The sequence below is a fragment of the uncultured Roseibium sp. genome (assembly GCF_947496995.1).
Lineage (GTDB): Bacteria > Pseudomonadota > Alphaproteobacteria > Rhizobiales > Stappiaceae > Roseibium.
This window is the reverse complement of the sequence record NZ_CANMFD010000005.1, coordinates 276,960-300,239: the sequence shown is the minus strand read 5'-3', so window position 1 is coordinate 300,239 and position 23,280 is coordinate 276,960. Positions and strand designations below refer to the sequence as shown.

At 60.5% G+C, this 23,280-nt stretch carries 22 protein-coding genes; 13 read left to right on the top strand and 9 right to left on the bottom strand.

Features of this window, described 5'->3' with window-relative positions:
- Positions 1 to 15: 15 nt before the first annotated feature.
- A complete protein-coding gene (locus Q1B40_RS20200) occupies positions 16 to 606 on the bottom strand; it encodes a DnaJ domain-containing protein (RefSeq protein ID WP_299818519.1) in 591 nt (196 codons plus the stop codon).
- A gap of 178 nt (positions 607 to 784) precedes the next feature.
- On the opposite strand from Q1B40_RS20200, the gene Q1B40_RS20195 reads away from it, so the two are divergent.
- Positions 785 to 1,084, top strand: a complete 300-nt coding sequence (locus tag Q1B40_RS20195; RefSeq protein ID WP_299818515.1) for a BolA family transcriptional regulator — start codon at positions 785 to 787, stop codon at positions 1,082 to 1,084.
- A gap of 2 nt (positions 1,085 to 1,086) precedes the next feature.
- Here the strand turns inward: Q1B40_RS20195 and Q1B40_RS20190 are convergent, their stop codons facing one another.
- From Q1B40_RS20190 to Q1B40_RS20175, 4 genes are read right to left on the bottom strand one after another with little or no spacing between them, the layout of a single operon-like run.
- Positions 1,087 to 1,800: a hypothetical protein gene (locus tag Q1B40_RS20190; RefSeq protein ID WP_299818511.1), complete on the bottom strand. Its 714-nt coding sequence runs from the start codon at positions 1,798 to 1,800 to the stop codon at positions 1,087 to 1,089.
- Positions 1,801 to 1,802: 2 nt separating this feature from the next.
- Entirely contained in the window at positions 1,803 to 3,155 is a 1,353-nt protein-coding gene (locus tag Q1B40_RS20185; RefSeq protein ID WP_299818508.1) for an HlyC/CorC family transporter, read from the bottom strand.
- Positions 3,152 to 4,306 carry a 3-dehydroquinate synthase gene (aroB, locus tag Q1B40_RS20180; RefSeq protein WP_299818505.1) on the bottom strand — a complete coding sequence of 385 codons (1,155 nt, stop codon included), beginning with the start codon at positions 4,304 to 4,306 and terminating at the stop codon, positions 3,152 to 3,154. Before aroB ends, Q1B40_RS20185 begins: the two co-directional genes overlap by 4 nt.
- An 18-nt stretch (positions 4,307 to 4,324) precedes the next feature.
- The gene (locus Q1B40_RS20175) at positions 4,325 to 4,924 is read right to left on the bottom strand and encodes a shikimate kinase (RefSeq protein WP_299818502.1); all 600 of its coding nucleotides are present in this window, start codon (positions 4,922 to 4,924) and stop codon (positions 4,325 to 4,327) included.
- Positions 4,925 to 5,114: 190 nt separating this feature from the next.
- Between Q1B40_RS20175 and Q1B40_RS20170 the strand changes: the two genes are divergently transcribed.
- The 3 genes from Q1B40_RS20170 (at position 5,115) to Q1B40_RS20160 (ending at position 7,888) form a co-directional block, all read left to right on the top strand.
- A complete protein-coding gene (locus Q1B40_RS20170; RefSeq protein ID WP_170107213.1) occupies positions 5,115 to 5,258 on the top strand; it encodes a hypothetical protein in 144 nt (47 codons plus the stop codon).
- Positions 5,258 to 6,181, top strand: a complete 924-nt coding sequence (gene xerD / locus Q1B40_RS20165) for a site-specific tyrosine recombinase XerD (protein ID WP_299818496.1) — start codon at positions 5,258 to 5,260, stop codon at positions 6,179 to 6,181. Before Q1B40_RS20170 ends, xerD begins: the two co-directional genes overlap by 1 nt.
- 78 nt (positions 6,182 to 6,259) lie before the next feature.
- Entirely contained in the window at positions 6,260 to 7,888 is a 1,629-nt protein-coding gene (locus Q1B40_RS20160; RefSeq protein WP_299818494.1) for an AMP-binding protein, read from the top strand.
- Between the two features lie 13 nt (positions 7,889 to 7,901).
- Here Q1B40_RS20160 and Q1B40_RS20155 read toward each other — a convergent pair whose 3' ends face one another.
- The 3 genes from Q1B40_RS20155 to Q1B40_RS20145 form a co-directional block, all read right to left on the bottom strand.
- Positions 7,902 to 9,035, bottom strand: coding sequence for a GNAT family N-acetyltransferase (locus tag Q1B40_RS20155; RefSeq protein WP_299818492.1), 1,134 nt, complete (start codon positions 9,033 to 9,035; stop codon positions 7,902 to 7,904).
- Positions 9,025 to 10,398, bottom strand: coding sequence for a lipopolysaccharide biosynthesis protein (locus Q1B40_RS20150; protein WP_299818489.1), 1,374 nt, complete (start codon positions 10,396 to 10,398; stop codon positions 9,025 to 9,027). Before Q1B40_RS20150 ends, Q1B40_RS20155 begins: the two co-directional genes overlap by 11 nt.
- 444 nt (positions 10,399 to 10,842) lie before the next feature.
- Positions 10,843 to 11,241, bottom strand: a complete 399-nt coding sequence (locus tag Q1B40_RS20145) for a YchJ family metal-binding protein (protein WP_299818486.1) — start codon at positions 11,239 to 11,241, stop codon at positions 10,843 to 10,845.
- Positions 11,242 to 11,344: 103 nt separating this feature from the next.
- On the opposite strand from Q1B40_RS20145, the gene Q1B40_RS20140 reads away from it, so the two are divergent.
- Positions 11,345 to 12,316 (top strand): endonuclease/exonuclease/phosphatase family protein, encoded by a 972-nt coding sequence (locus Q1B40_RS20140; protein ID WP_299818483.1) that lies wholly within the window; start codon positions 11,345 to 11,347, stop codon positions 12,314 to 12,316.
- A 9-nt stretch (positions 12,317 to 12,325) separates the two neighbouring features.
- Here the strand turns inward: Q1B40_RS20140 and Q1B40_RS20135 are convergent, their stop codons facing one another.
- The gene (locus Q1B40_RS20135) at positions 12,326 to 12,691 is read right to left on the bottom strand and encodes a c-type cytochrome (protein ID WP_299818480.1); all 366 of its coding nucleotides are present in this window, start codon (positions 12,689 to 12,691) and stop codon (positions 12,326 to 12,328) included.
- A gap of 228 nt (positions 12,692 to 12,919) precedes the next feature.
- Here Q1B40_RS20135 and ggt point away from each other — a divergent pair, with 228 nt between their 5' ends.
- The 8 genes from ggt to Q1B40_RS20095 all read left to right on the top strand — a co-directional run bounded on the left by ggt (position 12,920) and on the right by Q1B40_RS20095 (position 23,208).
- Positions 12,920 to 14,665 carry a gamma-glutamyltransferase gene (gene ggt, locus Q1B40_RS20130; protein WP_299818477.1) on the top strand — a complete coding sequence of 582 codons (1,746 nt, stop codon included), beginning with the start codon at positions 12,920 to 12,922 and terminating at the stop codon, positions 14,663 to 14,665.
- A 166-nt stretch (positions 14,666 to 14,831) separates the two neighbouring features.
- Complete coding sequence (locus Q1B40_RS20125) at positions 14,832 to 15,617, top strand: ThuA domain-containing protein (RefSeq protein WP_299818474.1); 786 nt, start codon at positions 14,832 to 14,834, stop codon at positions 15,615 to 15,617.
- A 66-nt stretch (positions 15,618 to 15,683) separates the two neighbouring features.
- The gene (locus Q1B40_RS20120) at positions 15,684 to 16,757 is read left to right on the top strand and encodes a Gfo/Idh/MocA family oxidoreductase (protein ID WP_299818471.1); all 1,074 of its coding nucleotides are present in this window, start codon (positions 15,684 to 15,686) and stop codon (positions 16,755 to 16,757) included.
- A gap of 418 nt (positions 16,758 to 17,175) precedes the next feature.
- Positions 17,176 to 17,403 carry a hypothetical protein gene (locus Q1B40_RS20115; protein ID WP_299818468.1) on the top strand — a complete coding sequence of 76 codons (228 nt, stop codon included), beginning with the start codon at positions 17,176 to 17,178 and terminating at the stop codon, positions 17,401 to 17,403.
- Positions 17,404 to 17,431: 28 nt separating this feature from the next.
- Complete coding sequence (locus tag Q1B40_RS20110) at positions 17,432 to 18,724, top strand: SPFH domain-containing protein (protein ID WP_299818465.1); 1,293 nt, start codon at positions 17,432 to 17,434, stop codon at positions 18,722 to 18,724.
- Positions 18,725 to 18,729: 5 nt separating this feature from the next.
- On the top strand, positions 18,730 to 20,385 hold the full coding sequence (locus tag Q1B40_RS20105; protein ID WP_299818462.1) for a cyclic peptide export ABC transporter: 1,656 nt from the start codon (positions 18,730 to 18,732) through the stop codon (positions 20,383 to 20,385).
- Positions 20,386 to 20,390: 5 nt separating this feature from the next.
- Complete coding sequence (locus tag Q1B40_RS20100; RefSeq protein ID WP_299818459.1) at positions 20,391 to 22,007, top strand: cyclic peptide export ABC transporter; 1,617 nt, start codon at positions 20,391 to 20,393, stop codon at positions 22,005 to 22,007.
- A 79-nt stretch (positions 22,008 to 22,086) separates the two neighbouring features.
- Complete coding sequence (locus tag Q1B40_RS20095; RefSeq protein WP_299818456.1) at positions 22,087 to 23,208, top strand: TAXI family TRAP transporter solute-binding subunit; 1,122 nt, start codon at positions 22,087 to 22,089, stop codon at positions 23,206 to 23,208.
- The last annotated feature ends 72 nt before the right edge of the window (positions 23,209 to 23,280 follow it).

The window sequence follows — 23,280 nt, the reverse complement described above, 5'->3', positions numbered from 1 at the left end:
CAGGATCCTGCAAGCTCAAAGGAAACCGGCTTTTTTCAGGACATTATAGGCCTGAATGATCTCCCGCAGGCGGTCTTCGGAAGACCTGTCACCGCCATTGGCGTCCGGATGGTTCAATTTCACAAGCTCTTTATAACGCGCTTTTATCTCGGTGCCACGGGCTGTGTAAGCCAGATTGAGCACATCCAGCGAGCGTTTTTCAAGCGCAAGCAGCTTTCGTTGGCGCGGACGGTGCGCCTGCGCGGCCCTGCGCTGCGCATTTGTGCGTGTGTCGGCGCGGGTGTCATGCCCGTCGGGGCCCTCGGCCGCCTCCCGGTTGACGCCCATCTTCCACGTCGGGCGATGGCCGGTCAGGCTGTCCTTGTGATAGGACCGCACATCGTCGTCGCCCATTCCGTTGAAATAATTGTAGGACTTGTTGTACTCGCGAACGTGATCGACGCAGAAATTGAAATACTGGCCTTCCCGGTCGCGCCCTTTCGGTGCCTTGTGCGTTCCGGGCCTCTTGCATCCCGGATGTTCGCAGGCCGGATGACCGTCCTGCTTTGCCCGTTCCTTGTCCGGTTTGACCCGAATGCTATCGAAGAGTTTGGATTCCAGTTTCATGCGCTAAGATCTTGAGATCCATCAGGCTGCGGACACGCCGCAGGCGATTACGTTGAACCGGAAGCCGGAGCCAATATGGCGCCGCGACTCCCGGACGTCGGAAAGCCCGCTACAATATCAGTCGTAGTTGGGCCAGCAAAGACTTGAACTTTCAAAACAGGGGCTCCACGTTAAAAACATGAGCACAAAAGAGATTATTGTAGGCAAGCTGACCTCGGCCTTCTCGCCATCCTACCTGAACGTCATTGACGAATCCGAAAAGCACCGCGGCCATGGCGGCTGGAAAGAGGGTGGAGAGACCCATTTTCGCGTCCAGATCGCCGCTTCCGCATTTGAAGGCCTGAACCGCCTGGCCCGCCACCGGGCCGTCAACGACGTTCTGGCGGAGGAACTCGCGAACGGTGTCCACGCCCTTGCACTGGAGATTCGCGCCGACAACGAACCGGACCCCCGTGCCACGCGTGTCGCCGACGTCTGATTTCAATCATCCTCCGGTCGTTTTCCGGTCACAAGACCCCAGATCCGGCTGGAAAATAGATACAACGCAATGAGAACCGCAAGCAGCCCGATGACGAGAGCGATCACTATCGCGAAATAATAGCCCTCGAACAGAGTCTGTTTCCAGTAGCGCACCAACCAGTTTTCCGAAAACGACTTGATCAGAAACGCTGTGCCCTTCTCCGCAGCGGCAGGAGCATCCCCTCTCTCGAGCGCCGGCCGGAAACCCTGGTACTCGATCCGCAGCAACAGACCGTCGAGGTCGCTTGAGTAGGACATCCGATCCGACCAGAGCCCCACCACCGGCTGGGCCGTCTGGATGATTGCAAGAATTGTCCTGCCTTTGTAATCCGGGGAAAACACCACGTCCCACAAACTCATATCCTCGTATCCATGTACGAGGTCCCAGCTGGCAAAGATCTCCGAGGCTATCGTGTAAAGCGGCAGAATCGAGTCGATACCGTCATAGGCTTCCGGACGCTCGATCAGAAACACGAAGACCGTGGTTTTTTCTGCCGCGCGATACGCCGCCAGTTCATCGGAAAGAGCGCGGCGCCGGTCCTCCGGCATGACACCTTCCGGATCGTACACATAAACGCCGGGAATGTATGCGGGCAAAGGTTTTGCCCAGCCATGGCTGACAGATGCAAACAGGAGCGTGCACAGCAGAAGCAGGCCGTGAACGCTCCGGGTCACGTCTACCCTCCCGGTTTTGCTGCCGGAGCACTTGCCACCGTCGCCGGGGACACCGTTCCGACAATGGGCGTCTTCATGACCGGAGATTGCCCGAGCGGCATGATCCTCAGCCGGGTGATCCGGTTCTTTTCCCGTCTGAGAACCGTGAAGCGGAAACCGTGGAAGGTGAAGATCTGTCGTTCCTCCGGTATCATCCGCGCTTCATGAATGACGAGACCGGCGATCGTCGTCGCCTCGTCGTCCGGCAGGTTCCAGTCCGCGGCGCGGTTGAGATCCCGGATAGGAACGGACCCGTCGACAATCACCGAACCGTCCGCCTGCGGACGCAAGCCTTCCAGCTCGACATCGTGTTCGTCCGCGATCTCTCCGACGATCTCCTCCAGGATATCTTCCAGCGTCACCAGACCCATCACCTCACCATATTCGTCCACGACGAGCGCGAAATGCGACTTGTTGCGCAGGAAGGCATTGAGCTGGTCTTTCAGGCTGGTCGTGTCCGGCACGAACCATGCGGGAGCCGCGATATCGAGGAAATCGATCTTCGCGGCATCTCCGCCGACAGCGTGCAGGGCCCGCAACAGGTCCTTGGCATGCAGGACACCGACAAAATTGTCGCTCTTGCCCTGCCATAACGGAATGCGCGTGTGCGGTGACGCCAGCGTGGCATTGACCAGATTGGCGGCATCATCGTCCGCGTTGAGCGCCACCATGTTTGTCCGGTGCACCATCACGTCGGACACTTCCAGTTCGGCAAGGTCAAGAAGGCCGCCGAGACGGTCGCGTTCCCCCTTCTCGATCGCGCCTTCGATATGCTGCAGATCGACAGCACCGCGCAGCTCGTCAAGCGCGGAGAGAATGGACCTGTCATCGTCGACATTGACCCCGAGAAGCTTCAGGAGATGGCGAACGATCCACTCCACGCCGATAACCACCGGCCCGAAGACCGCGACAACCAGGCGCACGATCGGAGAGACAGCTAGGGCGAAGCGTTCCGGGTTGGAAATCGCCCAGGTTTTTGGCAGAACCTCCGAGAAAACCAGCACCAGAACGGTCATGACCAGGGTCGCAAGCGCCACCCCCGCTTCGCCGAACAGGCTCAGGAACACACTTGTCGCCAGGGCAGAAGCCAGAATGTTGACGAGGTTGTTTCCCAGAAGCAGCGCACCGATCAGACGTTCCCGGGACGCCATCAGCCGGTTCGCAACGCCAGCCCGCCAGTCGCCGGTCTTTTCAATCTGATGCAGCCGGGCACGGGACGCGGCAGTCAGCGCCGTTTCCGAGCCGGAAAAGAAACCGGAAAGACCAAGAAGCACAAAAATGGCGGCAATCGCCAGCCAGAGAGTCGTTTCCATCATCCCGCGAGTTTCTCCTTGAGAAAGTCCAGAACCTGCGCCGGGTCCACACCCTTTTCGACAAAGGCCTCGCCGATGCCGCGGGTCAGAACGAAGGTCAAAGCGCCGCGGCTCACCTTCTTGTCCTGCGCAATGATATCCATGAGGGTTTCCGCAGGTGGCAATTGCCCCGGAATCTGGCCTGTCCGCACCGGCAGGCCGACATCCGTCAGGTGTTTGCGCACCCGCAAGGTCGTCTCTTCATCGAGCAGCCCGAGCCGCTCGGAAAATTCATGCGCCAGCATCATGCCGATGGAAACCCCCTCGCCATGAACCAGCCGCACGGATTCGTAGGAAACCGCCGATTCCAGCGCATGGCCGAAGGTATGACCCAGATTGAGCAGCGCCCGGCGGCCGGATTCCAGCTCGTCGGCGGCAACGACGTCGGCCTTGGCCTGACAGGAGCGGGCAACCGCCTCTTCCCGCTCGGGACCTCCCGCGAAGACCGCCTGCCAGTTGGCTTCCAGCCAGGCAAAGAAATCCGCATCGCCAAGCAGGCCGTATTTTGCCACTTCCGCATATCCTGCCCGGAATTCGCGGGGGGACAGCGTGTCGAGAATGGCCGTGTCGGCCAGCACCAGCGCAGGCTGGTGGAAGGCGCCGATCAGGTTCTTGCCGTGCCGGGAATTGATGCCGGTCTTGCCGCCGACGGAGCTGTCAACCTGGGACAGAAGCGTCGTCGGCACCTGAATGAAGGCCATGCCCCGCCGCACGGCCGCAGCGGCGAACCCGGTCAGGTCGCCGACCACACCGCCGCCCAGCGCGACAACCGCATCGCCGCGCTCCAGCTTCGCGGCCAGAAGTTCGTCACACAACCGCTCGAACTCACGAAAGCACTTGGTGCTCTCGCCGGGAGGAACGGTGATCACCGAATGCTCCAGGCCAGCGGCATTCAGACTTTTGGTGAAATCCTTGAGGTGAAGCCTAGCGACGGTTTCATCCGCAACGACCGCCAGACGCGCACCGGGAAGAACCGAAGCGATATCCGCTCCCGCCGTTGCCAGGATGCCGCGCCCGATCTTGATGTCGTAGCTGCGCTCGCCAAGATCGACGCGCACGACATTCACGTCTTGCCCGGAACCGTTTTCTGCATCTGCTAGTGCCGTATCTGCCATGGTGTCACGCTTTGAAATTCAGGAAATGGAAGTCTTCGAAAGGGAACTGCCCGCACCCTGCAACAGGTGATCGGCGAGGGTCAGGACGATCTGGTCGACCACCGCCTCGTGCGGAACGTCCCTGGACCGGACGGTCATCGCCGCCTGCGCATAGACCGGCTCCCGCTCGGCCAGCAGCTTGCGCATCGTTCCTTCCGGATCCGGATTGCGCAGCAACGGCCGGGTTGCCCGCCGGCGCACCCTGGCCATAGCGGTCGCCAGATCCACCTTGAGCCAGACGGAAAGGCCCTGTTCCCTGATCGCCGTACGTGTCGCCTCGCTCATGAAGGCGCCGCCGCCGGTCGCCAGAACCTGGGGACCTTCCCGCAAAAGCCGGGCGATCACCCGCTCTTCGCCGCTGCGGAAATAATCTTCGCCGTGCTCGGCGAAAATCTCGGCAACCGTCATGTTGGCAGCGCGTTCGATTTCGCTGTCCGCATCGACGAATTCCAGTCCGAGCCGGTGCGCGAGGCGCTTGCCGACCGTTGATTTTCCACAGCCCATGATGCCGACGAGAACGATAGACCGCCGCCCGATGGTCTGAACGAGCCGGGCGAGGTCGACGGATTGCGCTGTCATTCCCGCGTCGCCTTCTTCATGGCTCCGCATCCTGTCGTTTTCTTTCATTGCGGCGTTGTAACATATTCCGCGGAAAAGACACGGGGGGAACGCGGGAAGTTGTCGTTATCTGATCCCTTGCGCCCGCCGCTCGCTTGCTGAAACAATTCGGCATCCGATTCGCCGAATGTTACGATCCGGGAGACCCGACGTGCCGACCCTGACACGATTGCTGTTTGCACTGCTTCTGCTGGGCGCGCTCGGTTACGGGGCGATTTACTCGCTGGCGAATTTTGTCGACCCGCGCGAACGGGAAATCACGGTTCGTGTCAAGAAAGACGGTTTTGGCCGCTGATGGCTACTGGCTTCGATCTGGAAAACTTCCTTGAAATGCTGGCCGCCGAACGCGGCGCGGCCGAGAACACCCTTGATGGATACCGCCGGGACCTGGAGGATTTCTCGGGCTTTCTCGGAGGCAGAACCCTGGCGGCCGCCCGCTCCGAGGATATTTCCGCCTATCTGGGGGACCTCGTACGGCGCGGCTTTGCCGAAACCTCCCAGGCGCGCCGGCTTTCGGCCCTGAAACAGTTCTACAAGTTTCTTTATGCGGAAGGCAGCCGGGAGGACGACCCGACCCGCACCCTGTCCGCGCCCAAGAAACGCGGCAGTCTGCCGAAGGTGCTTTCGATGGACGAGGTCGACACCTTGATCGAGACAGCCCGGGCCGAGACGGTAAGGCCCCAGAAAAGCGCTGCCGCCCGCTTGCGGGTCCAGCGCATGTACACGCTGATCGAAACCCTCTACGCAACAGGCCTCAGAGTGTCCGAACTGGTTGCCCTGCCGGTATCGGCCGCCTTGCGGGACGCACGCCTGATCGAGGTCCGGGGCAAGGGCGGCAAGGAACGACTGTTGCCACTGTCCCGGGCGGCCCAGGCGGCCATGAAGGATTATGTCGGATTGCGCGCCGCCGAAGGCGCTCATGAAAAAAGCCCCTGGCTGTTCCCGTCACACGGCGGCAGCGGACATCTGACCCGGCAACATTTTGCCCGCGACCTGAAGGATCTTGCAGCCTCTGCCGGGCTCGACACGACAAAGGTCTCCCCCCACGTCCTGCGCCACGCCTTCGCCTCGCATCTTCTGCAGAACGGGGCGGACCTGCGCGTGGTGCAACAGCTTCTCGGACATGCGGATATTTCCACCACGCAGATCTACACCCATGTCCTTGATGAGCGCCTGCGGGAGCTCGTGGAAAGCGCGCATCCGCTGGCCAAAAGGTGACAGCCGGTGATCTATTGCGCTGCAGCATTCTCCGAACTAAACTCCGCTGCCTAATTTTTTAGCACTGGAATCCGATCTATGCTGCAGCCCGCCGGCGACTATGACACGCTGAAAGCCCGTTTTCGCTGGGCCTTGCCGACTACCTACAACATGGCCGGCGCCGTGAACGACCGCTGGGCGGCAAGCGATCCCCAGCGTCTTGCCATCCGCCACGTGCTTTCGGACGGTTCGCTGCAGGACTGGAGCCATCAGACTTTGAACCGGGCGGCAAACCGATTTGCCAATGCGCTTCAGGCGCAGGGCATCGGGCGCGGCGACAGGGTGGCGTTACTGCTGCCGCAGATCCCGCAAACCGCGATTGGCCATCTTGCCGCCTATAAGCTCGGGGCGATCGCCGTACCGCTGGCGTCCCTTTTCGGGCACGAGGCCCTGCGTTACCGCCTGTCGGACTCCGGCGCACGGGCGCTGGTGACCGACAGCGCGGGCCTGGCCAAGCTGGTGGAAATCCAAGACGACCTTCCCAGCCTTGAACTGGTGGTTTCGGTGGATGGGCCGGACTCCGGGGTTCACGCCTTCGAAGAGCTTCTGGCCGCCGCATCCGACAGCTTCGAGACCTTGCAGACCACGCCGGACGATCCGGCATTGATGATCTATACCTCGGGCACGACAGGTCAGCCCAAGGGCGTCCTGCATGGTCACCGCGTGCTGGCCGGCCACATGCCGGGCATCGAACTGTCCCAGAATTTTCTCGGCCGGAGCGGCGACATCCTGTGGACCCCAGCCGACTGGGCCTGGGCCGGCGGTCTCTTGAACGCCCTTTTCCCTGCCCTGGCGCTCGGCGTGCCCGTGGTTTGCCATGCCTCGCGAAAATTCGATCCGGAGTTCGCCTTTCGTCTTCTCGAACAACAGGCCATCCGCAATGCGTTCATTCCGCCAACCGCCTTGAAGATGCTGCGCAGTGTCGCCACCCCGCGCAAGCGGTTCAAGCTCGACTGGCGCAGCGTCGGCTCGGCCGGCGAGACTCTCGGCCGGGAAACCTATGACTGGTTCGCCGAGGAATTCGGCTTTCCGGTCAATGAATTTTACGGCCAGACCGAATGCAACGCCGTTCTTGGATCGGCGGCGGAGATCGGCGTCAGCCGGTCCGGGGCCATCGGCAAGGCGACACCCGGTCACCAGGTGGCGATTGTCGATGACGCCGGAACACCCCTACCGCCGGAAACCCCAGGCCAGATTGCCGTCAGGCGGCCCGATCCGGTGATGTTCCTGAAATACTGGAACAAGCCGGAGGCAACCGCCGAAAAGTTCATCGGCGACTGGATGATCACCGGAGATCAGGGCGTGATCGACGAGGATGGCTATGTGCATTTCATTGGCCGCGACGACGACATCATCACCTCCGCAAGTTACCGGATCGGACCGGGTGAAATCGAGGATTGCCTGATCAAGCACCCGTCCGTGGCGCTGGCCGCGGCCATCGGCAAACCCGACCCGCTGCGCACGGAAATCGTGAAGGCCTATGTCGTCCTCAAACCGGGAGAAACCGGTGGCAAGACGCTGGAAGACAGCATCCGCGCATTCGTCCGCGAGCATCTGTCCGCCCATGAATATCCGCGTGAGATCGCATTCGTGGAGGCCTTGCCGATGACCACCACCGGCAAGATCATCCGCCGGGAGCTCCGCGAGCAGGCGAGGCTGGAGCTTTAGACCCGTCGGACACTCAGGTCCTTCCAAGCCGTTTCTTGACCGCGCGGAGGCCCCGCCGCAATCCGCGCTTTGCCGTCAGGTCCGCTTCACCGAGGAATGTCATCAAACGTCCTCCAAAGCCCTGCGAGCCCAGCAACGTTGCGGTTTCCACGCGTCCCCTCCAGAGCGGCTCGATCATCGAATGGCCGGGAACCGCCAGGGAATCGGCGCCCTTGAACCCCGGCATCGCGAGATTTTCCCGCAGCGCATGCAGCGCGATCTGCGCGCCTGGAGAAAAACGCGCCCGGCTTTCGTCGAAGGCGATCTTCCAGGAAAACACATGCCCCCGGTTTTGAATGAGCACAAGAGCTGCCACCAGCGCTTCACCCACCTTCAGCTGATCGATGCGGACGCAGTTCCCACCCGCAAGGTTGGCGATTGCGGACTTTGCGAAGGCCTCTGTCTGCGATCGGCTTGAGAGAGCCGTTCCCGACCGGCCCTTCCATCCGGAGGCTTCCAGGCGGAGAAAAGCGTCGAAGGCAGCCGGCACGCCCGCGCCGGTCACGCTTTCAAAGCTTGTTTCATGTTCATCTCCGAGACGGCGCAGCAGCCGGCGCATTTCCTTGCGCCGCTTGCCGCTGAAGGCGGCCTGCAGTTGCTCTTCACCTTTTGGGCCCGCATCGTGAGCCGAACGCTTTTCCCGCGCTGTGACCGTGATCCGCACCGCGCCGGACGCGCTCAGACGAGACGCTGTTCGCGAGGCGAGCGGCAGATAGGGAATGGCCAGCAACGCTCCGGACCCGGCAGCGCCCTTGAGAAAGGCGTCAACGGCATCCGGCCCTGCCTGCGGGTGCATGAGGGGCGTCCCGAGCGGAGAATAATCCGTTGCCCAGACCGTCGCCGTCGGAAGTGCGAGCCCGAGACGGCGCCTGCCCACGGGAGCAGCCACCAGCCACACACCTGTTCTGCCGTCACGGACAACGGCAAGCCGGACAGGCCGATGTTCCATGTGCCTCAGATAGGGGCACAGAAAGGCCGGGCTGAAAAACGGGTTCGGATCCAGCGCGTCATCGCACAATTGCTGCCAGGCTTCGGACGGCAGATCTTCCTTCAAAGGATCGAAGAAACAGAACTCCGGTTCCGGGATGGCAGTCGGATCACTGGTCAACCGGCCGCTCCCTGGATGCAAAGAGAAGGGGCACGATGAATGTCGTGATCCGGAGCTTGCGTCTTGCCGTCAGCGCAAGCGCTGCGGCCTCGAAGAAGATGGCGCAACTCGTGGCGATTGCCGCCCCTGCAAGACCCAGCAGCGGGATCAGGGCGAGGTTGAAGACGACGTTCATCAGGAAGGTTGCCGCATAGATCACGGCACAGGACTTCTGGTGTCCGGTCATGGTCAACAACGCATCCGCCGGACCGACCGACGCTCGGGCAAGCACACCGATCATCAGCAGCGCGATCAGCGGATAGCCGCTCTCAAATCCACTGCCGAACAAGCGCAGCAGCAGCGGCGCTATCAGCAACAGCCCCGCACCTGCGGCAAGAGACGGCCAGAAGGTCCAGTGCGTCGCCTGGCGGACATAATCGGCAAGACCCGCCTGGTCGTCATTGTGGAGATAGCCGGAAAACCGGTGCGCGGAAGCCGATCTCACTGCGAAATAGACGAAATGGACGAGGGCAAGCGTCTTGGAAGCGGCGAAATAGACCGCCACCTCGTCCGGGTCTTCAAAGAAACTGATCATGATGACGTCGGCGCTGGTGATCAGCTGCAGGAAACCGTCCACCAGAAGCATTGGCGCGGAGACCGCCAGCCAGAATTTCAGGTCGACCCTGCGGGGCCCGGCCGGAACCTTCGGCGCCAGCCGTCGCTTCAGATGAGCATATTGATAAAGGGCGATCATAACGGTGGCCGACACGACCGCGACCGTGGCGGTGAGGGCATCGGTTTGCAGCCCGACGAGCGCGGCAAGGACAAGCAGCAGCAGAATGGTCAGAGGCCGCCAGATATAGGGGGGCACCATCGCCAGCGCCGGCCAGTCATAGCTGCGCGCGATACCGTCCTGTACCTGAGCGAAGGTGAAGAACGGCAAGGCGAACAGCACGGTCATCAGCGGCAGAACATAATCGGGGTCGATTGCCGTGCGGAAAATGAAAACAAGGCCGATCCCGAGCACGCCGGCCAACGATCCGACAAAGAAGGCCGTTTGCCGGCTGACACGCAGAAAGCCGCGCAGGCCGTCCATGTCGCCGGTCTGCAGATATTGCGGGATGAACCGGCTGGCGGACGTTGAAAATCCGCCACAGGTCATCGCGCCGATGACAATCAGAAAGGTCCACGCAACGGAGTAAATACCGTAATCATGCGCCCCCAGAAGTCGCGCCAGAACGATCTGTGAAAGATAGGCAAGAGCCGCGCCGCCAACACGGATCGCGAACGTCGAAACCGCCATGCGGCCCGCGGTACCCTGGTCCGTCCCACCGCCCCGCAGCACCCCGGCAGCCTTCGTTGCCTTGCCCAGAGCCTGGGACAAGACGGCGCTTTGAAAAGGTTTTGCCAAGAAAGCCGAAAATCGCAAACACGGATCCTTTTTGAAATCTTGTCCGTATTTGTGACATGAAGGCCTTAATATTCAATGGCGATTGAAATTCCGGCATCCGTATCGATTCACAGAAACGTGAACGTACCGGGCCGGCGAACAGGACGCCCGCTGTTCATGACCCAACCACACGAGATGCGCTCGGAAATCGCAGCTTGACGTCCTTAGTGGAATATGGAACAAATAGTGAACATTGATTCAAACGACCTGACCTCTGCACATTGTCGGCCCTGTCTGTTTGAAAAATGCACCAGCATTGCGGATGTCGAGGGTTGCCTCCCCTTCTATCCGCAGTTTGGTCCGGCTCCTGCCCCCGCCGCCTTCCGCAGGAGCCGGACATTTTTCTCCGAAATAATGCCCGGGCCGCTCGCAGCTCTGTTATTCCGGCACGGCCTCCGCATAGTACCAGAGACCGGCCTTTTTGCGGAAACGGCTGAGTTCCCGGTGCGTGTGCAATGTGCCACCGGAAAGGTATCTTGCTTCGAAAAGAACCGTGCCTTCGCGGTCGCCTTTTCCACCTTTTTCCGTTGCCAGGATGCGCAAGCCGGTCCAGTGGTTTTGAGCCGCCCATCTGGCGGTTTCCAGTTCGTCAAAGCCATCCTGGTGTTTCGGCCAGAGTGTTTCCTTCAGGTAGGCAATATTCTGCCGGACATAGGCAGTGTATCGCGAGCGCATCAGCGCTTCCGCGGTTTCGGGAGGCGCTTCGCCGCCGAGAAAACGCCCGCAGCAGCGATCGAACGGTTCGCCGCCACCACACGGACAAAGGTCATCGGCCATGCAGGTCTCCTGAAATCAAACTTTTTGTTCTCTACCACTGGTTCATAGAACCGTCCCACCGCTAAGGTGTCGGTCCACGTTCCATACGGTCTGGCCCGGCGCAATGAAACTTGCAACCTTCAACATCGAATCCTTCGGCGCCGATCGTTTTGACGCAGAGGCTCTGCAGCCGCGACTGCACGCCCTGCGGCCGAGAATTGTGGAACTGGATGCCGATATCCTCTGCCTTCAGGAAGTGAATGCGCAAAAGGTGAAAGGGGCATCCAGGCGCCGGTTTCCAGCCCTCGACCTGCTTCTGTCAGACACGCCTTACGAAGGCTATCACCTTGCCGCCAGCGAACGGGCACCCGGCAAGGGCCCCGGCGACAGGCACAATTTGGTGGTTCTGTCGCGCTTCCCGATCATATCTGCCCAGAGCCTCTTTCAGACTCATGCCCATCCGCTCCTGTGGCAGCCGGGAACAGCCGACCCGGTATATGATGCGCCGCAGGCGATCGAATTCGACCGGCCTATCCTGAAAACCGAAATCGATATCGGCACCGGCAAACCGCTGCATCTTTTCGCGGTTCACCTGCGCGCTCCGATTGCGGCAAATATCCGGGGAGGCAAGACAGACAGCCGGACATGGAAAAGCATTTCGGCCTGGGCGGAAGGCTATCAGCTCTCTGTTCTGAAACAGATCGCGCAGGCCCTGGAGCTGCGCCTGGCAGTCGAAGCGCTGCTCGATGTGGATGAGGAAGCGCAGGTGATCCTTGCCGGAGACTTCAACGCCACCGGCGAGACCGGAACCTTGCGCCTGCTGCGCGCCGACCCGGATGACACCTCCTCGCCGGACCTCGCGCCGCGCCGGCTTTTCCAGCTTGATGCCTCGCTACCACTCGACCGGCGCCGGACCATCCTGCACAAGGGCAAGGGCCAGGCGCTTGATCATATCCTTGCAAGCGCATCAATGACCCACAGGACCATTGATGTCCGGGTCTTCAACGATGATCTGCCCGATGAAATCTTCGATGCCGACGACCCGGAGATCGCAGGCTCTTTCCACGCCGCAATGCGCGCGGAGTTCAACATGTGAGGTCCGCGATTACTGCTTGAGAGAGGTGATATAAGCAGCGAGATTGGCGATCTCGATATTTCCCAGGTTCATGTCGGGCATCGCCGGATGCGGATCCACCAGGAAGGTCGCCAGACGGTCTTCGGTCCACTCCGGGTCCGCGGCGATGTCGTAAAAGCTCGGCAGCGACGTGCTGGAAACACTCGGCTGATCCTCGGCGACCAGATGACAGGCGGCACACCAGCGTAGCGCCAGCGCTTTTCCGGCCAACTCATCGGCCGCCTGCGCGGAGGTTACTCCGCCGGAAGGGGCCAAACCGAACACCGCCGCACCGCTTGCGACAAATATCGCCCACAGCAGAACGGCAGAAGCCTTGCGTAAAATCATGCGTCCCATGAAGCCTCCTTACGGCGCGCCGCATCCGTGAGTTTTTACAGCCGATGCGGCGTCAGCATGGACACTCTACCCGTCCCCGGCTGATGTGCCTTGCGGTGAATCAATCGTACCGCGGGCAGGTAAGCAGCTTCACGTTTGCGTCATGCCAACGACCGCCGCCATGAACCTGTTGCCTCGCGTCACAGCCTTCTGCACAGTTGCTGTGTAGCCCAAATACCGGAGGGAACCATGCGCCGCCGCCTTGAATCCGTTGTCTGCTCGCTCGCCCTGGCCGCCGCACTCGCCTTCGGGCAGACCGCGCCCCTCACGGCTCAGGAAGCCCCTATTTATTCGCTCAAGGACAGGTTTCAGCCGGTTGTCGCGCAAAACGGCATGGTGGCGAGCCAGGAAGCCGTCGCGACCGAAGTCGGCGTGGAAATTCTTGAAAAGGGTGGCAACGCCGTGGACGCTGCCATCGCCACCGGGTTCGCCCTTGCGGTCACCCTGCCGCGCGCCGGCAACCTCGGCGGCGGCGGCTTCATGCTCATTCATATGTCCGAAAGCGGCCAAACCGAAGCCCTCGACTACCGCGAAAAGGCGCCGGCCGCCGCCTTCAGGGACATGTTTCTGGGAGACGACGGTGAACCGGACAACACCAAGTCCCGTTTCTCAGGTCTGGCCGTCGGCGTTCCGGGAACCGTCGCAGGCTTCGCCGAAGCCCATCAACGGCACGGCAGCGGAAATCTGTCCTGGGCGGAGCTGATTGCTCCGGCAATCGAACTGGCGGAAAACGGCATAGTGGTCACGCCCGGTCTGTCGGCCGCCCTGACGGCGGCCATGCCGCGCCTGACCAAGGATCCTGCCACCGCGGCCGTCTTCTACAAGATGGGCCTGATCCCGCCGCTTCCGGGCGAGATTCTGAAGCAGCAAGATCTCGCTTCAACCCTGCGCGTGATTGCGGACAAGGGAGCCGACGGGTTTTATAAGGGCGATGTTGCCGAGAGGATCGCTTCCAGGGTTCAGGAAGCCGGCGGCGGTATGACGGCCGCGGATCTGGCATCTTACCTGCCGGTTTGGCGTGAGCCCGTCACCGGCTCCTATCGCGGATTTGAAATCGCCTCCATGCCGCCGCCATCTTCGGGCGGCGTTCACATCGTCCAGATCCTCAACATGCTGCAAGGTTTCCCGGTCGCGGAATACGGACTGAATTCCGCGGACAGCATTCACGTCATGGCCGAAGCCATGCGCCGTGCCTATGCGGACCGGTCGAAATATCTCGGCGACCCGGATTATGTCAGCGTGCCGGTCACCGGCCTGACTTCGCCGGACTATGCGGCGGAACTGGTGAAGACTATCGGCATGGAGACGGCGACACCATCCGAAGAGATCGGTCCCGACAATCCGCTTCCCTACGAGAGCAACGAGACCACGCATTTTTCCGTTGTGGACAAGGACGGCAACGCGGTGTCGAACACCTACACGCTGAATTTCTCCTATGGCGTCGGCATGATGGCGGAGGGAACAGGGGTTCTGCTCAACAACGAACTGGATGATTTTTCCGCCAAACCGGGTGTTCCCAACGCTTACGGGCTGATCGGCGGCACGGCAAACGCCATCGAGGCCGGCAAGCGTCCGCTGTCCTCCATGAGCCCGACGCTGGTCTTCAGGGACGGTGAGTTCTTCCTTGCCACCGGCTCTCCGGGCGGCAGCCGCATCATCACCACCACGCTGCAGATCATCCTCAATGTCATCGATCACAAGATGAACATCGCCGAGGCGACGGCCGCGCCGCGCATTCACCACCAGTGGCTCCCGGACGAAATCCGCATCGAGGAAGGTATCTCACCGGACACGATAAAGCTTCTGCAGAAGCGGGGTCACACGGTTGAGGTCCGCAATGCAATGGGGTCGACCCAGTCGATCATGAAGGCCGACGGCTTCCTTGCCGGGGCCTCGGACCCGCGCCGCGTCGGAGCCCTGACCGCAGGCTATTGAATTTGCCCGCGCCTCGCAGCGGTCGCCATCCGACTGCGATCCGCCAACTTCCGGTCCCTTCGATTGACAGTCCCGGAGACCGGTGCTAGCGCTATCCAAAGCGCTTTGAACCATTCATTGCAGCACAAGATCTCATCAGAGTTTCCGCCAACCGGGAGGAACCGTCATGGCCATCAGAACCGTGGTCTGGGGCGAAAACGTCCATGAACAGCACAACAGGATTGTCGCCGGCCTCTATCCGGACGGCATGCACCAATGCATCGCCGATGCTCTGAACGCCGACCCGGATATCAGCGCGACGACGGCGACGCTCCAGGATCCAGAGCACGGCTTGACGCAGGAGCGTCTTGCCGAGACGGACGTTCTGGTCTGGTGGGGCCATGCCGCCCATGGCGATGTCGCCGACGACGTGGTGGAACGGGTGTGCAATGCCGTCTGGTCCGGCATGGGCATGATGTTTCTGCATTCGGCACATTTTTCCAAACCCTTCAAGCGCCTGATGGGCAGCCCCTGCAACCTGACATGGCGCGAGGCCGGGGAACGCGAGCGGCTCTGGGTCACCAGCCGTAACCATCCCATAACCCAGGGCCTGCCGGACAGTTTCGAGCTGGAAATGGAAGAAATGTACGGCGAGCCCTTCGGCGTGCCGGAGCCGCTGGAAACGGTCTTCATCAGCTGGTTCCAGGGCGGCGAGGTCTTCCGCTCGGGGCTGACTTACAAGCGCGGTGCGGGAAACGTTTTCTATTTCCGGCCGGGTCACGAAACCTACCCGACCTATCATGACGCAAACGTGCAAACCGTTCTGAAGAACGGCGTCAAATGGGCCTTCAATCAGATGGCGCGCGTGAAGGATCCGACCGAGGCCCCGAACGTGCCTGTGGAGGCCGCGCCGGAAAAAATCGAGGAGCGCGGACCCAAGCTTCATGCGGAAGGCGAGGAAGGCTTTCGCTGATCTCTCGTTCCCCCGCCGGACGCAGTCGACCTCCGGCCCATGCTCCTGTTGCGATGGAGAACACCTATGATCTCTGCTGCCACCCCGGTCCGGATATTGATCCTCGGCACCGGAAACATGGCCGTCAATCATGTCACGGCCTATCAGAAAATCCCGGGGATTGAAGTCGTGGCCGGCGTCGACCGGCGGCCTGAGGTCCTTTCGGACTTTTGCGACCGCTTCGCGATCCCGCACAGGTTCGCCACCCTGGAAGAGGCCATCGCCTGGGGGGAATTTGATGCGGTGTCCAACGTCACACCCGACGCTGCGCATCACGCGACGACCCTGACATTCCTGAATGCGGGAAAACACGTCCTGTGCGAAAAACCGCTCGCGACCAATGAGCGGGACGCCCTGGAAATGGCGGATCTTGCGCGGCAGAAGAAGCTGATCGGCATGGTCAATCTCAGCTACCGCGATGTCGCCGTGCTGCAGAAGGCGGCGTCTCTTGTGGCGGAAGGCACCATCGGCACGTTGCGCCACTTCGAAGCCTCCTATCTGCAAAGTTGGCTGACCCAGCCCGCATGGGGAGACTGGCGCACGCAGGACCAGTGGCTCTGGCGGCTCTCGACACGTCACGGATCCAAGGGCGTCCTCGGCGACGTCGGCATCCACATTCTGGATTTCACCACTTTTGCCGCCGGCAGCCGCGTCGACGCACTGTCCTGCCGCCTGAAAACCTTCGACAAGGCGGAGGGCGGCAGGATCGGCGACCATGTTCTGGACGCCAATGACAGTTTCACGCTTCAGGCGGAACTGGAGAACGGTGCGCTCGGCACCATCAGCGCGACCCGCTTCGCCTCCGGCCACCTGAACGACCTGCGCCTCAGGCTATACGGTGAAGGCGGCGGTCTGGAAGTCCGGTTCGAAAAACGGATAGGAAGCCTTTGGATTTGCCGCAACCCCGACCTTGAAACCGCCGACTGGTACGAGGTGACCGCCGAACCGGTTCCCACGGTCTATGACCGCTTCATATCGGCGATCCGGGAAGATACGCCTGCAGAGCCAGGCTTCGACCACGGCGCGGACCTCCAAAAAGCTCTGGATGCCGCCGAACGGTCGCACGCGGAAGGAAGTCTGTTTCTCAAGATCGGTGAATGACTGCGTACCGGCCGGGGTGCGGTTGCCGATAGAAGCTGCAGCGGAGCTCTGGGACCCCGCTGCAGAAGTGGTACTTGAGGCAATGCAACCACGGGCGGGACCATCACTCGGGACCCTTCCGTGAATGCTTCCGGAGTCTACCCCGCTCCTCCTGACACTTCGTTCAACCCAGGGTACAGGTTTGCCTCAATTTTTAGGCTAACCGGGTTTTATCCCGCCGCGTCTGGGCAAACACCAGGGTTTCACCTCGAAAAGAAACAAAATCACCCCCGGATCCGGCGCCTTTTTCCGGGCGAAACAGCGGCCGGAGGAACAGCGAGTCGTTTGCAACGGTTCTTGGATTTTGCTAAGAGCTGTTTTCGGGATATCATCACGTCTTCTGCTTGTATTCTCACTAGCATCGCCCGGGGAACCGCTCATGTATTTTGCCATGGTGCTTTATCTTTTCGCGGCTGCCATCGTCGGTCTGATCGGTCGGAATACAGCTGCCGGCTTCATCGGGATGTTCCTTCTTTCGATCATCGTCAGTCCGCTCCTTGCCCTGATTTTTCTCTTCCTGCTGCGCCCCAACAAGCGCGAGCGGCTGAGGCTTGAGAAAGCAAGGCTGGAGGAAGAATTGCGCCAGAGCCATCGTCAGACTTTATGATCGTTTCAACGGGACAAGGGCGAAACAGATGGCTGTGAGCAGTGGCGCTTCGAACGCCGGTGGCGTGATCGGCCCGGCGCCCGGCGAAAATACGTTTGGCAACCGGTTCAGGTCCTGGCGAAGGCGGCATACCTTTTCCCTGGGTCTGACGATACTGACCCTTCTTTTCATTATCGCCGTTACGGTGCCGCTGACCGTCGTGAATGTTCCTGCCGGCCACGTCGGCGTTCTGTGGAAACGGTTCATGGGCGGAACCGTCACCGATTTTCACTTCGGCGAAGGCATTCACCTGATCTTCCCGTGGAACAGGGCGTTTATCTATGATGCCCGTTTGCGGACAATCGTGCGCAACTATGACACGATCTCCTCCAACGGCCTGACGATGAAGGTCGAGATCGCCACCCGCTATCGCATCAACAGGGAGTCGGTTGGCGCGCTGCACAAGCAGATCGGGCCGAACTATCCCGAAGTGCTGCTCATTCCTGAAATCGGCTCCAATGCCCGGGAAGTGATTTCGCGCTACACGCCGGAACAGCTTTATTCGGACGCACGGTCTTTCATACAGGCGCAGATACTTGAGCGGATGGTCACGCAGCTGGGGTCCTCGCTGATCTCGCAGAGCCCCTCCGGACAGCTGGTCTATATCGAAGATGCCCTGATCCGTTCCGTCACGCTCCCCGCATCGGTCGTTGAAGCGATCGAGCGCAAGGCCCAGCAATATCATGTGATGCTCGAATATGATTTCCGGATAGAGCGGGAAGAACTGGAGCGTCAGCGTAAGAATATCGAGGCGCGCGGGATACGCGAGTTTCAGGAAATCGTTTCCGGCACAATCACCGACGAATATCTTCGCTTGCGGGGAATTGACGCGACATTGGCCATCGCCTCTTCCAACAATTCCAAGATCATCGTCATGGGCGGGTCCGACGGGCTTCCGGTTATCCTGAATACCGGTGAATTCAACGCCGGAGCTGACCAGAATGACGACGAGGAGACCCTGGAACGGATTTCCTCCCCCCTCGTGCCGAATGCCTCCAAGACGGAAGTGCAATCGACCAACGCGATTCAGCCGGATTCATTCCGTTTCCAGCCTTCCCCCACCGTTGTGGCCCCGGTCCCGGCGACCGACAGCGCAAATCCTGTCACTCCCGGCCAGTCCACCACGCAGATCGACACCGGACGCAGCACAGTCGCACCGGAAACGGCGCCCATCGCCCAGGAGCCGGCGATGGCTCCGGACATTGAGGAACCCCAGTCTCGGCCGGACAGCTCCAGCGCATTCAGCACGCCTTCGACAGTCATTCCACCAGACACGCGATAGGGCCAATGCAGCTATTTGCACTCCTCACGCGTACAGCTGCACTCCCCCTCAAGGCGCTGATCATCATCGCGGCCGGTTCCAGCCTGTTCAATGTCGGCATCATGATACTGGTGAACCGGGCGGCCCAGGATATTGCGGCGGACGGGGTCGATAACGTCAACTGGCTCATGGCGGGCCTGTTCTGCGCTGCCATTGCGTTGTATCTGATTTTCGAATTGCGCCTGCTCTCACGGTTTGCGGTACTGGTCGAAGACGCGATCCATGCGGCAAGGTGCGATATCGTACAGCTTCTGCGCGATCTGAACCTGGCCGACCGCGACCGGGTCGGCGATGCGGAGCTTTACGATGTCGTTACACAGGCGTCCGACACGATTTCGCAGAGCAGCCAGTACATTGCCATTGCGTTCCGGTCAGCCATCCTGGTCGTCGCCATCCTTGCCTATATATTTGTAACGTCGAAAACGACGTTCTTCATGCTGACGTTCGCTATCGGGATCGCCGGTTTCGTCTACATGCGCCGCGGACAGCGGGTCTTGCAGTCCCATATGAGCGTTGCTCAGGACGACAAGAGAATGTTCGACCGGATCACCGATCAGCTTGACGGCTGGAAGGAGGTCCGCATGCTGCGGCCGCGCCGCATCGAGTTGGCCGACGCATTCAATACGTCCGTGGATCAGGCCGCCGAAGGCAGGATCACCGTCCAGAACGCAAGTTTCGATCTCTATATTTTCGGTCAGCTCGCCTTGTTCATTCTGCTCGGTGTCGTGGTTTTCGTGGTCCCCAGCTATACGGATATCAACGCCGGCAACCTCGCCAAGACCGCCACCGCGGTGCTGTTCATCATCGGCCCTATCGGGATCATCATTCAGGCGGTTGCGGTCCTTGGATCGGCAGAGGCATCGGCGGCGCGTATCCTGACCCTGGAAAACCGCCTGGAGGAATTTGCTTCCGGTATGGACAGCCGTAAACCGGTCAATCCCGAAGCTTTTGCCGGTTTCAGCAGGATATCCCTGGAAGCTGCCGAGTACGAATACCCTGCCGAATCGGGCGTTGACCCCTTCCATCTCGGTCCTGTCGCCCTTCATGTGAACCGGGGAGAGATCTTGTTCATCTCCGGAGGCAACGGCTCCGGCAAGTCGACGTTGATCCGTATCCTGACAGGTCTTTATGCCCCTTCCGCCGGACAGCTCTCGGTGGATGGGCGAACCGTCGGCCCCCTCAACAGGCGCGACTACCGGGCACTGATTGCGTCGGTTCTGTCGAACTATCATCTGTTTCCGGAACTCTTCGGCCTGCAGGACGTGTCGAAGGACGCTGTCATGGAACAGCTTCGCTACTTCGAACTCGACGATGTCGTCGGTATGGAGAACAACCGTTTTGTCACCCTCGATCTGTCCACCGGGCAGAAAAAACGTCTTGCCCTCGCTGTTGCTCTCCTCGAGGATCGCCCGATCCTGGTACTCGACGAATGGGCAGCCGATCAGGACCCTCAATTCCGCAAGAAATTTTACCGCGAGCTGCTTCCGAGGCTGAAGGCGGAGGGTAAGACAATCATCGCCGTGACTCACGATGACGCCTATTTTGATGCCGCGGACCGGCGGGTTCATTTGAGTGAGGGCATGCAGATCGAAACCGGCCCCGCGCCGGCAGCGGAGGCCTGACCGCCATGGAGATGCTGCGACAGCTGCTGCGCGATCTGGACATGGACAAGGGCAAGTTCCTTTTGATGCTTGTCCTTTCGGCCCTTGGAACCACCATGACGATCGCTGTCGTCAACATGGCGCTCAGACGCGACGCCGGCGAAGGCGAATTCATGTTCGCGGTCTATTTCCTGCTGAGCATCTTCCTCTACAGCAGCGCCCAGCGCTTCGTGATGATGGAAGTCGCCAGAGGCGCCGAGCGCATGATCGCGGAGCAGCGCCGCAGTATTCTCGCGGCGACCCGCGCAGCCGACTACATCTCGCTGCAGCGCATTGGCCGCGCCCCCATATACAAGGCCGTGACGCAGGAAACGCAGACGATCTCCAACACGCTGCCGATGATCGTCGTGGGGGCGCAGCAAAGCGTGCTCCTGATCTTCATGTCGTTCTACATTGCGTACCTGTCGGGCGTTGCCTTCGTAGTGATCGGTCTCTTCGGGATATTCGCGGTCTGGTTCCACATAACCGGGCTGACCGGTCTCAGGAAGCGAACCGAAGCCTTGAAACGCACACAGAACAGACTGTTCGAGGCATTCAGCGGCATGCTTGCCGGACGCAAGGAAATTGCCTTCAACGAAGCGCGCGGACAGGACGTCGTCACCCATATTCAGACACAGTCGCGCAGAACCCGAGCCAACACCTCCAGGATCCGGCGCCACTGGGCAAAACAGTACGTGCTGACGCAAACGCTGTTCTACATCCTCTTGGGCGTGATGGTTTTTGTCGTGCCGATGTTCACCGAGACCTATCACGACGTGGTCATCCAGGCGACCATGGCGGCGCTATTCATGATCGGTTCCCTGTCGAACGTGGCCCAGGGAATCCCCGCCGTGAACGACACCGCACGTGCCCTTGGAAACATCCACGCTCTGAACGACCGCTTGCGTTCCTGCGAGCAGGCGCCCGACGATGAAGAGACGCTGCCTGCGGAAAGACACCCGCAGACGCTGACACTGGATGCAGTCGGTTACAGTTTCCGGGACAGTCAAGGCAACCCGACCTTCACGTTGGAACCGGTCGATGCCACCTTTCACCGTGGCAAGATCGCATTCATCACAGGCGGCAACGGTTCGGGAAAGTCGACCCTGTTTCGCTTGATGACGGGTCTCGTTCACCCGCAAGAAGGCCGGATCCTGCTTGATGGGGAACCGGTCCCACCCGATGGATTTGGGGCTTACCGCGACCGAATAGGTGTCGTGTTCTCGGATTACTATCTGTTCCGGTCGCTGCTCGGTCTTGACGACATTGACCCTGCCCGCGTCTCCGAGCTGCTCGCGCGGTTCGAACTGACCGGCAAGGTGGAACTGTCCGAAGGGGCCTTCACGACCACCGACCTGTCGTCCGGTCAGCGCAAGCGCCTCGCGCTGATCGTTGCGCTCCTGCAGGATCCGCCGATCCTCATGCTGGACGAATGGGCGGCGGATCAGGACCCACACTTCCGCAAGGTGTTCTATCGCGACATCCTGCCGTCTCTCGCGGCGGAAGGACGGATTGTCATCTGCATCTCGCATGACGAACAATATTTTGATGTCGCCGATTCACTTTACGCCATGGCCGACGGGCGCATGTCGAAGGTAAGATGACGGGGCACGAACAGCCTTGTTATCGCAACGCGATGGTATGTATTTGAAAGGTTGAGACAAGTATGCCGGGAAAACCATCATGATCCGATTTGCCCTGCTCTGCGCGATCATCTGTTCGCCCCTGCTTGTTTCGCAGCCCGCCAGTTCGCAGAACACACAGTGGCTCCTGAACGCTCCCTACAATCCCAACACCGTTCCCGTGATCACCGAGAACGGTGCGCAATATGCAGATCGGCTGTCCGATGCGCGGCGGCTGCCGGAGTGGTTCATCGGCATTTATTCCGGCTCGACACTCAGCAACAACTATTACGTCGCCGCCGGCATATGCGAGGTCATGAGGGCGACATTTCCGCAGCACCGCATCCATTGCGCACCGCTCCGCTCCGAAGGGTCGGACGACAATGTCCACCTGATGAACAGCGGCAAGGCACAATCCATTCTGGTGGAAGCGGGCCTGGATCTCGAGCTGATGCATGAATTGGCGCCGATGCCGCGCACCCGCTACGGTCTCTCCCTGATCAGTCATCCCGGTGTGATGATCGTGGCGCGAAACTCCGGCATCAACTCCATCGCGGACCTGCCGGGAAAGAGGATCAATCTGGGGATTGAAGGATCGGAAACGCGTCGTCTGTGGCACGCGCTCCTGGACGCCAACGGTCTGTCTCCCGACGACATGCAAGAGGTCATCACCGCGACTGCGGACGACGATCTGCGGGCGCTTTGCGAAGGCGAGATCGATGTTTTCCTGAGCCTGGTAGGTCTCGTTTCACCGGCCTTGATCCAGACAGGGTCACGATGCGGGGCACGCGTCGTCAGCTTCGATGTCGACACTGAAACAGACGATCCCGGCCTCGAACCCCTCGATTCCGAATTCAGTGACACCTCGGATATCCTGGAGGTCGACCAGGAACCTTCAGTCCTTCTCGATATAGAAGTTGCTCTGCTGTTCCACGAAGAATTGCCGAACTATGTAACCTGCCATATCGCAAAGGCCTTGTTCGAGCACCCTCAACTCGTCCTGTTGCAGCACCTCGAGCTTGCCAATCCCGGAGAGGAAAAAATGTTCGACTTCGGGCAAGTCATGGACTTTCATCCCGGTGTTGCCCAATATCTGCTGGAACGGCGCTGCGCCGCGGTGCCGACAGAGCCGGCGGACTTTCCTCCCCGCCTTGAGGTCATCGAGGTGCTTCCTGCGAACTAGAGCATGTCGCGTTTAAGCGGATTCAGGTGAACAAGGGACCAGGACGACGCCCGAGGCAGCGTTTGCAGTGCA

Bases quoted from the DNA above. Each gene is read 5' to 3' on its own strand.
- Q1B40_RS20200 (WP_299818519.1), bottom strand. From the start codon at position 606: ATGAAACTGGAATCCAAACTCTTCGATAGCATTCGGGTCAAACCGGAC.
- Q1B40_RS20195 (WP_299818515.1), top strand. From the start codon at position 785: ATGAGCACAAAAGAGATTATTGTAGGCAAGCTGACCTCGGCCTTCTCG.
- Q1B40_RS20185 (WP_299818508.1), bottom strand. From the start codon at position 3,155: ATGATGGAAACGACTCTCTGGCTGGCGATTGCCGCCATTTTTGTGCTT.
- aroB (WP_299818505.1), bottom strand. From the start codon at position 4,306: ATGGCAGATACGGCACTAGCAGATGCAGAAAACGGTTCCGGGCAAGAC.
- Q1B40_RS20175 (WP_299818502.1), bottom strand. From the start codon at position 4,924: ATGACAGCGCAATCCGTCGACCTCGCCCGGCTCGTTCAGACCATCGGG.
- xerD (WP_299818496.1), top strand. From the start codon at position 5,258: ATGGCTACTGGCTTCGATCTGGAAAACTTCCTTGAAATGCTGGCCGCC.
- Q1B40_RS20160 (WP_299818494.1), top strand. From the start codon at position 6,260: ATGCTGCAGCCCGCCGGCGACTATGACACGCTGAAAGCCCGTTTTCGC.
- Q1B40_RS20145 (WP_299818486.1), bottom strand. From the start codon at position 11,241: ATGGCCGATGACCTTTGTCCGTGTGGTGGCGGCGAACCGTTCGATCGC.
- Q1B40_RS20140 (WP_299818483.1), top strand. From the start codon at position 11,345: ATGAAACTTGCAACCTTCAACATCGAATCCTTCGGCGCCGATCGTTTT.
- Q1B40_RS20135 (WP_299818480.1), bottom strand. From the start codon at position 12,691: ATGGGACGCATGATTTTACGCAAGGCTTCTGCCGTTCTGCTGTGGGCG.
- ggt (WP_299818477.1), top strand. From the start codon at position 12,920: ATGCGCCGCCGCCTTGAATCCGTTGTCTGCTCGCTCGCCCTGGCCGCC.
- Q1B40_RS20125 (WP_299818474.1), top strand. From the start codon at position 14,832: ATGGCCATCAGAACCGTGGTCTGGGGCGAAAACGTCCATGAACAGCAC.
- Q1B40_RS20120 (WP_299818471.1), top strand. From the start codon at position 15,684: ATGATCTCTGCTGCCACCCCGGTCCGGATATTGATCCTCGGCACCGGA.
- Q1B40_RS20115 (WP_299818468.1), top strand. From the start codon at position 17,176: ATGTATTTTGCCATGGTGCTTTATCTTTTCGCGGCTGCCATCGTCGGT.
- Q1B40_RS20110 (WP_299818465.1), top strand. From the start codon at position 17,432: ATGGCTGTGAGCAGTGGCGCTTCGAACGCCGGTGGCGTGATCGGCCCG.
- Q1B40_RS20105 (WP_299818462.1), top strand. From the start codon at position 18,730: ATGCAGCTATTTGCACTCCTCACGCGTACAGCTGCACTCCCCCTCAAG.
- Q1B40_RS20100 (WP_299818459.1), top strand. From the start codon at position 20,391: ATGGAGATGCTGCGACAGCTGCTGCGCGATCTGGACATGGACAAGGGC.
- Q1B40_RS20095 (WP_299818456.1), top strand. From the start codon at position 22,087: ATGATCCGATTTGCCCTGCTCTGCGCGATCATCTGTTCGCCCCTGCTT.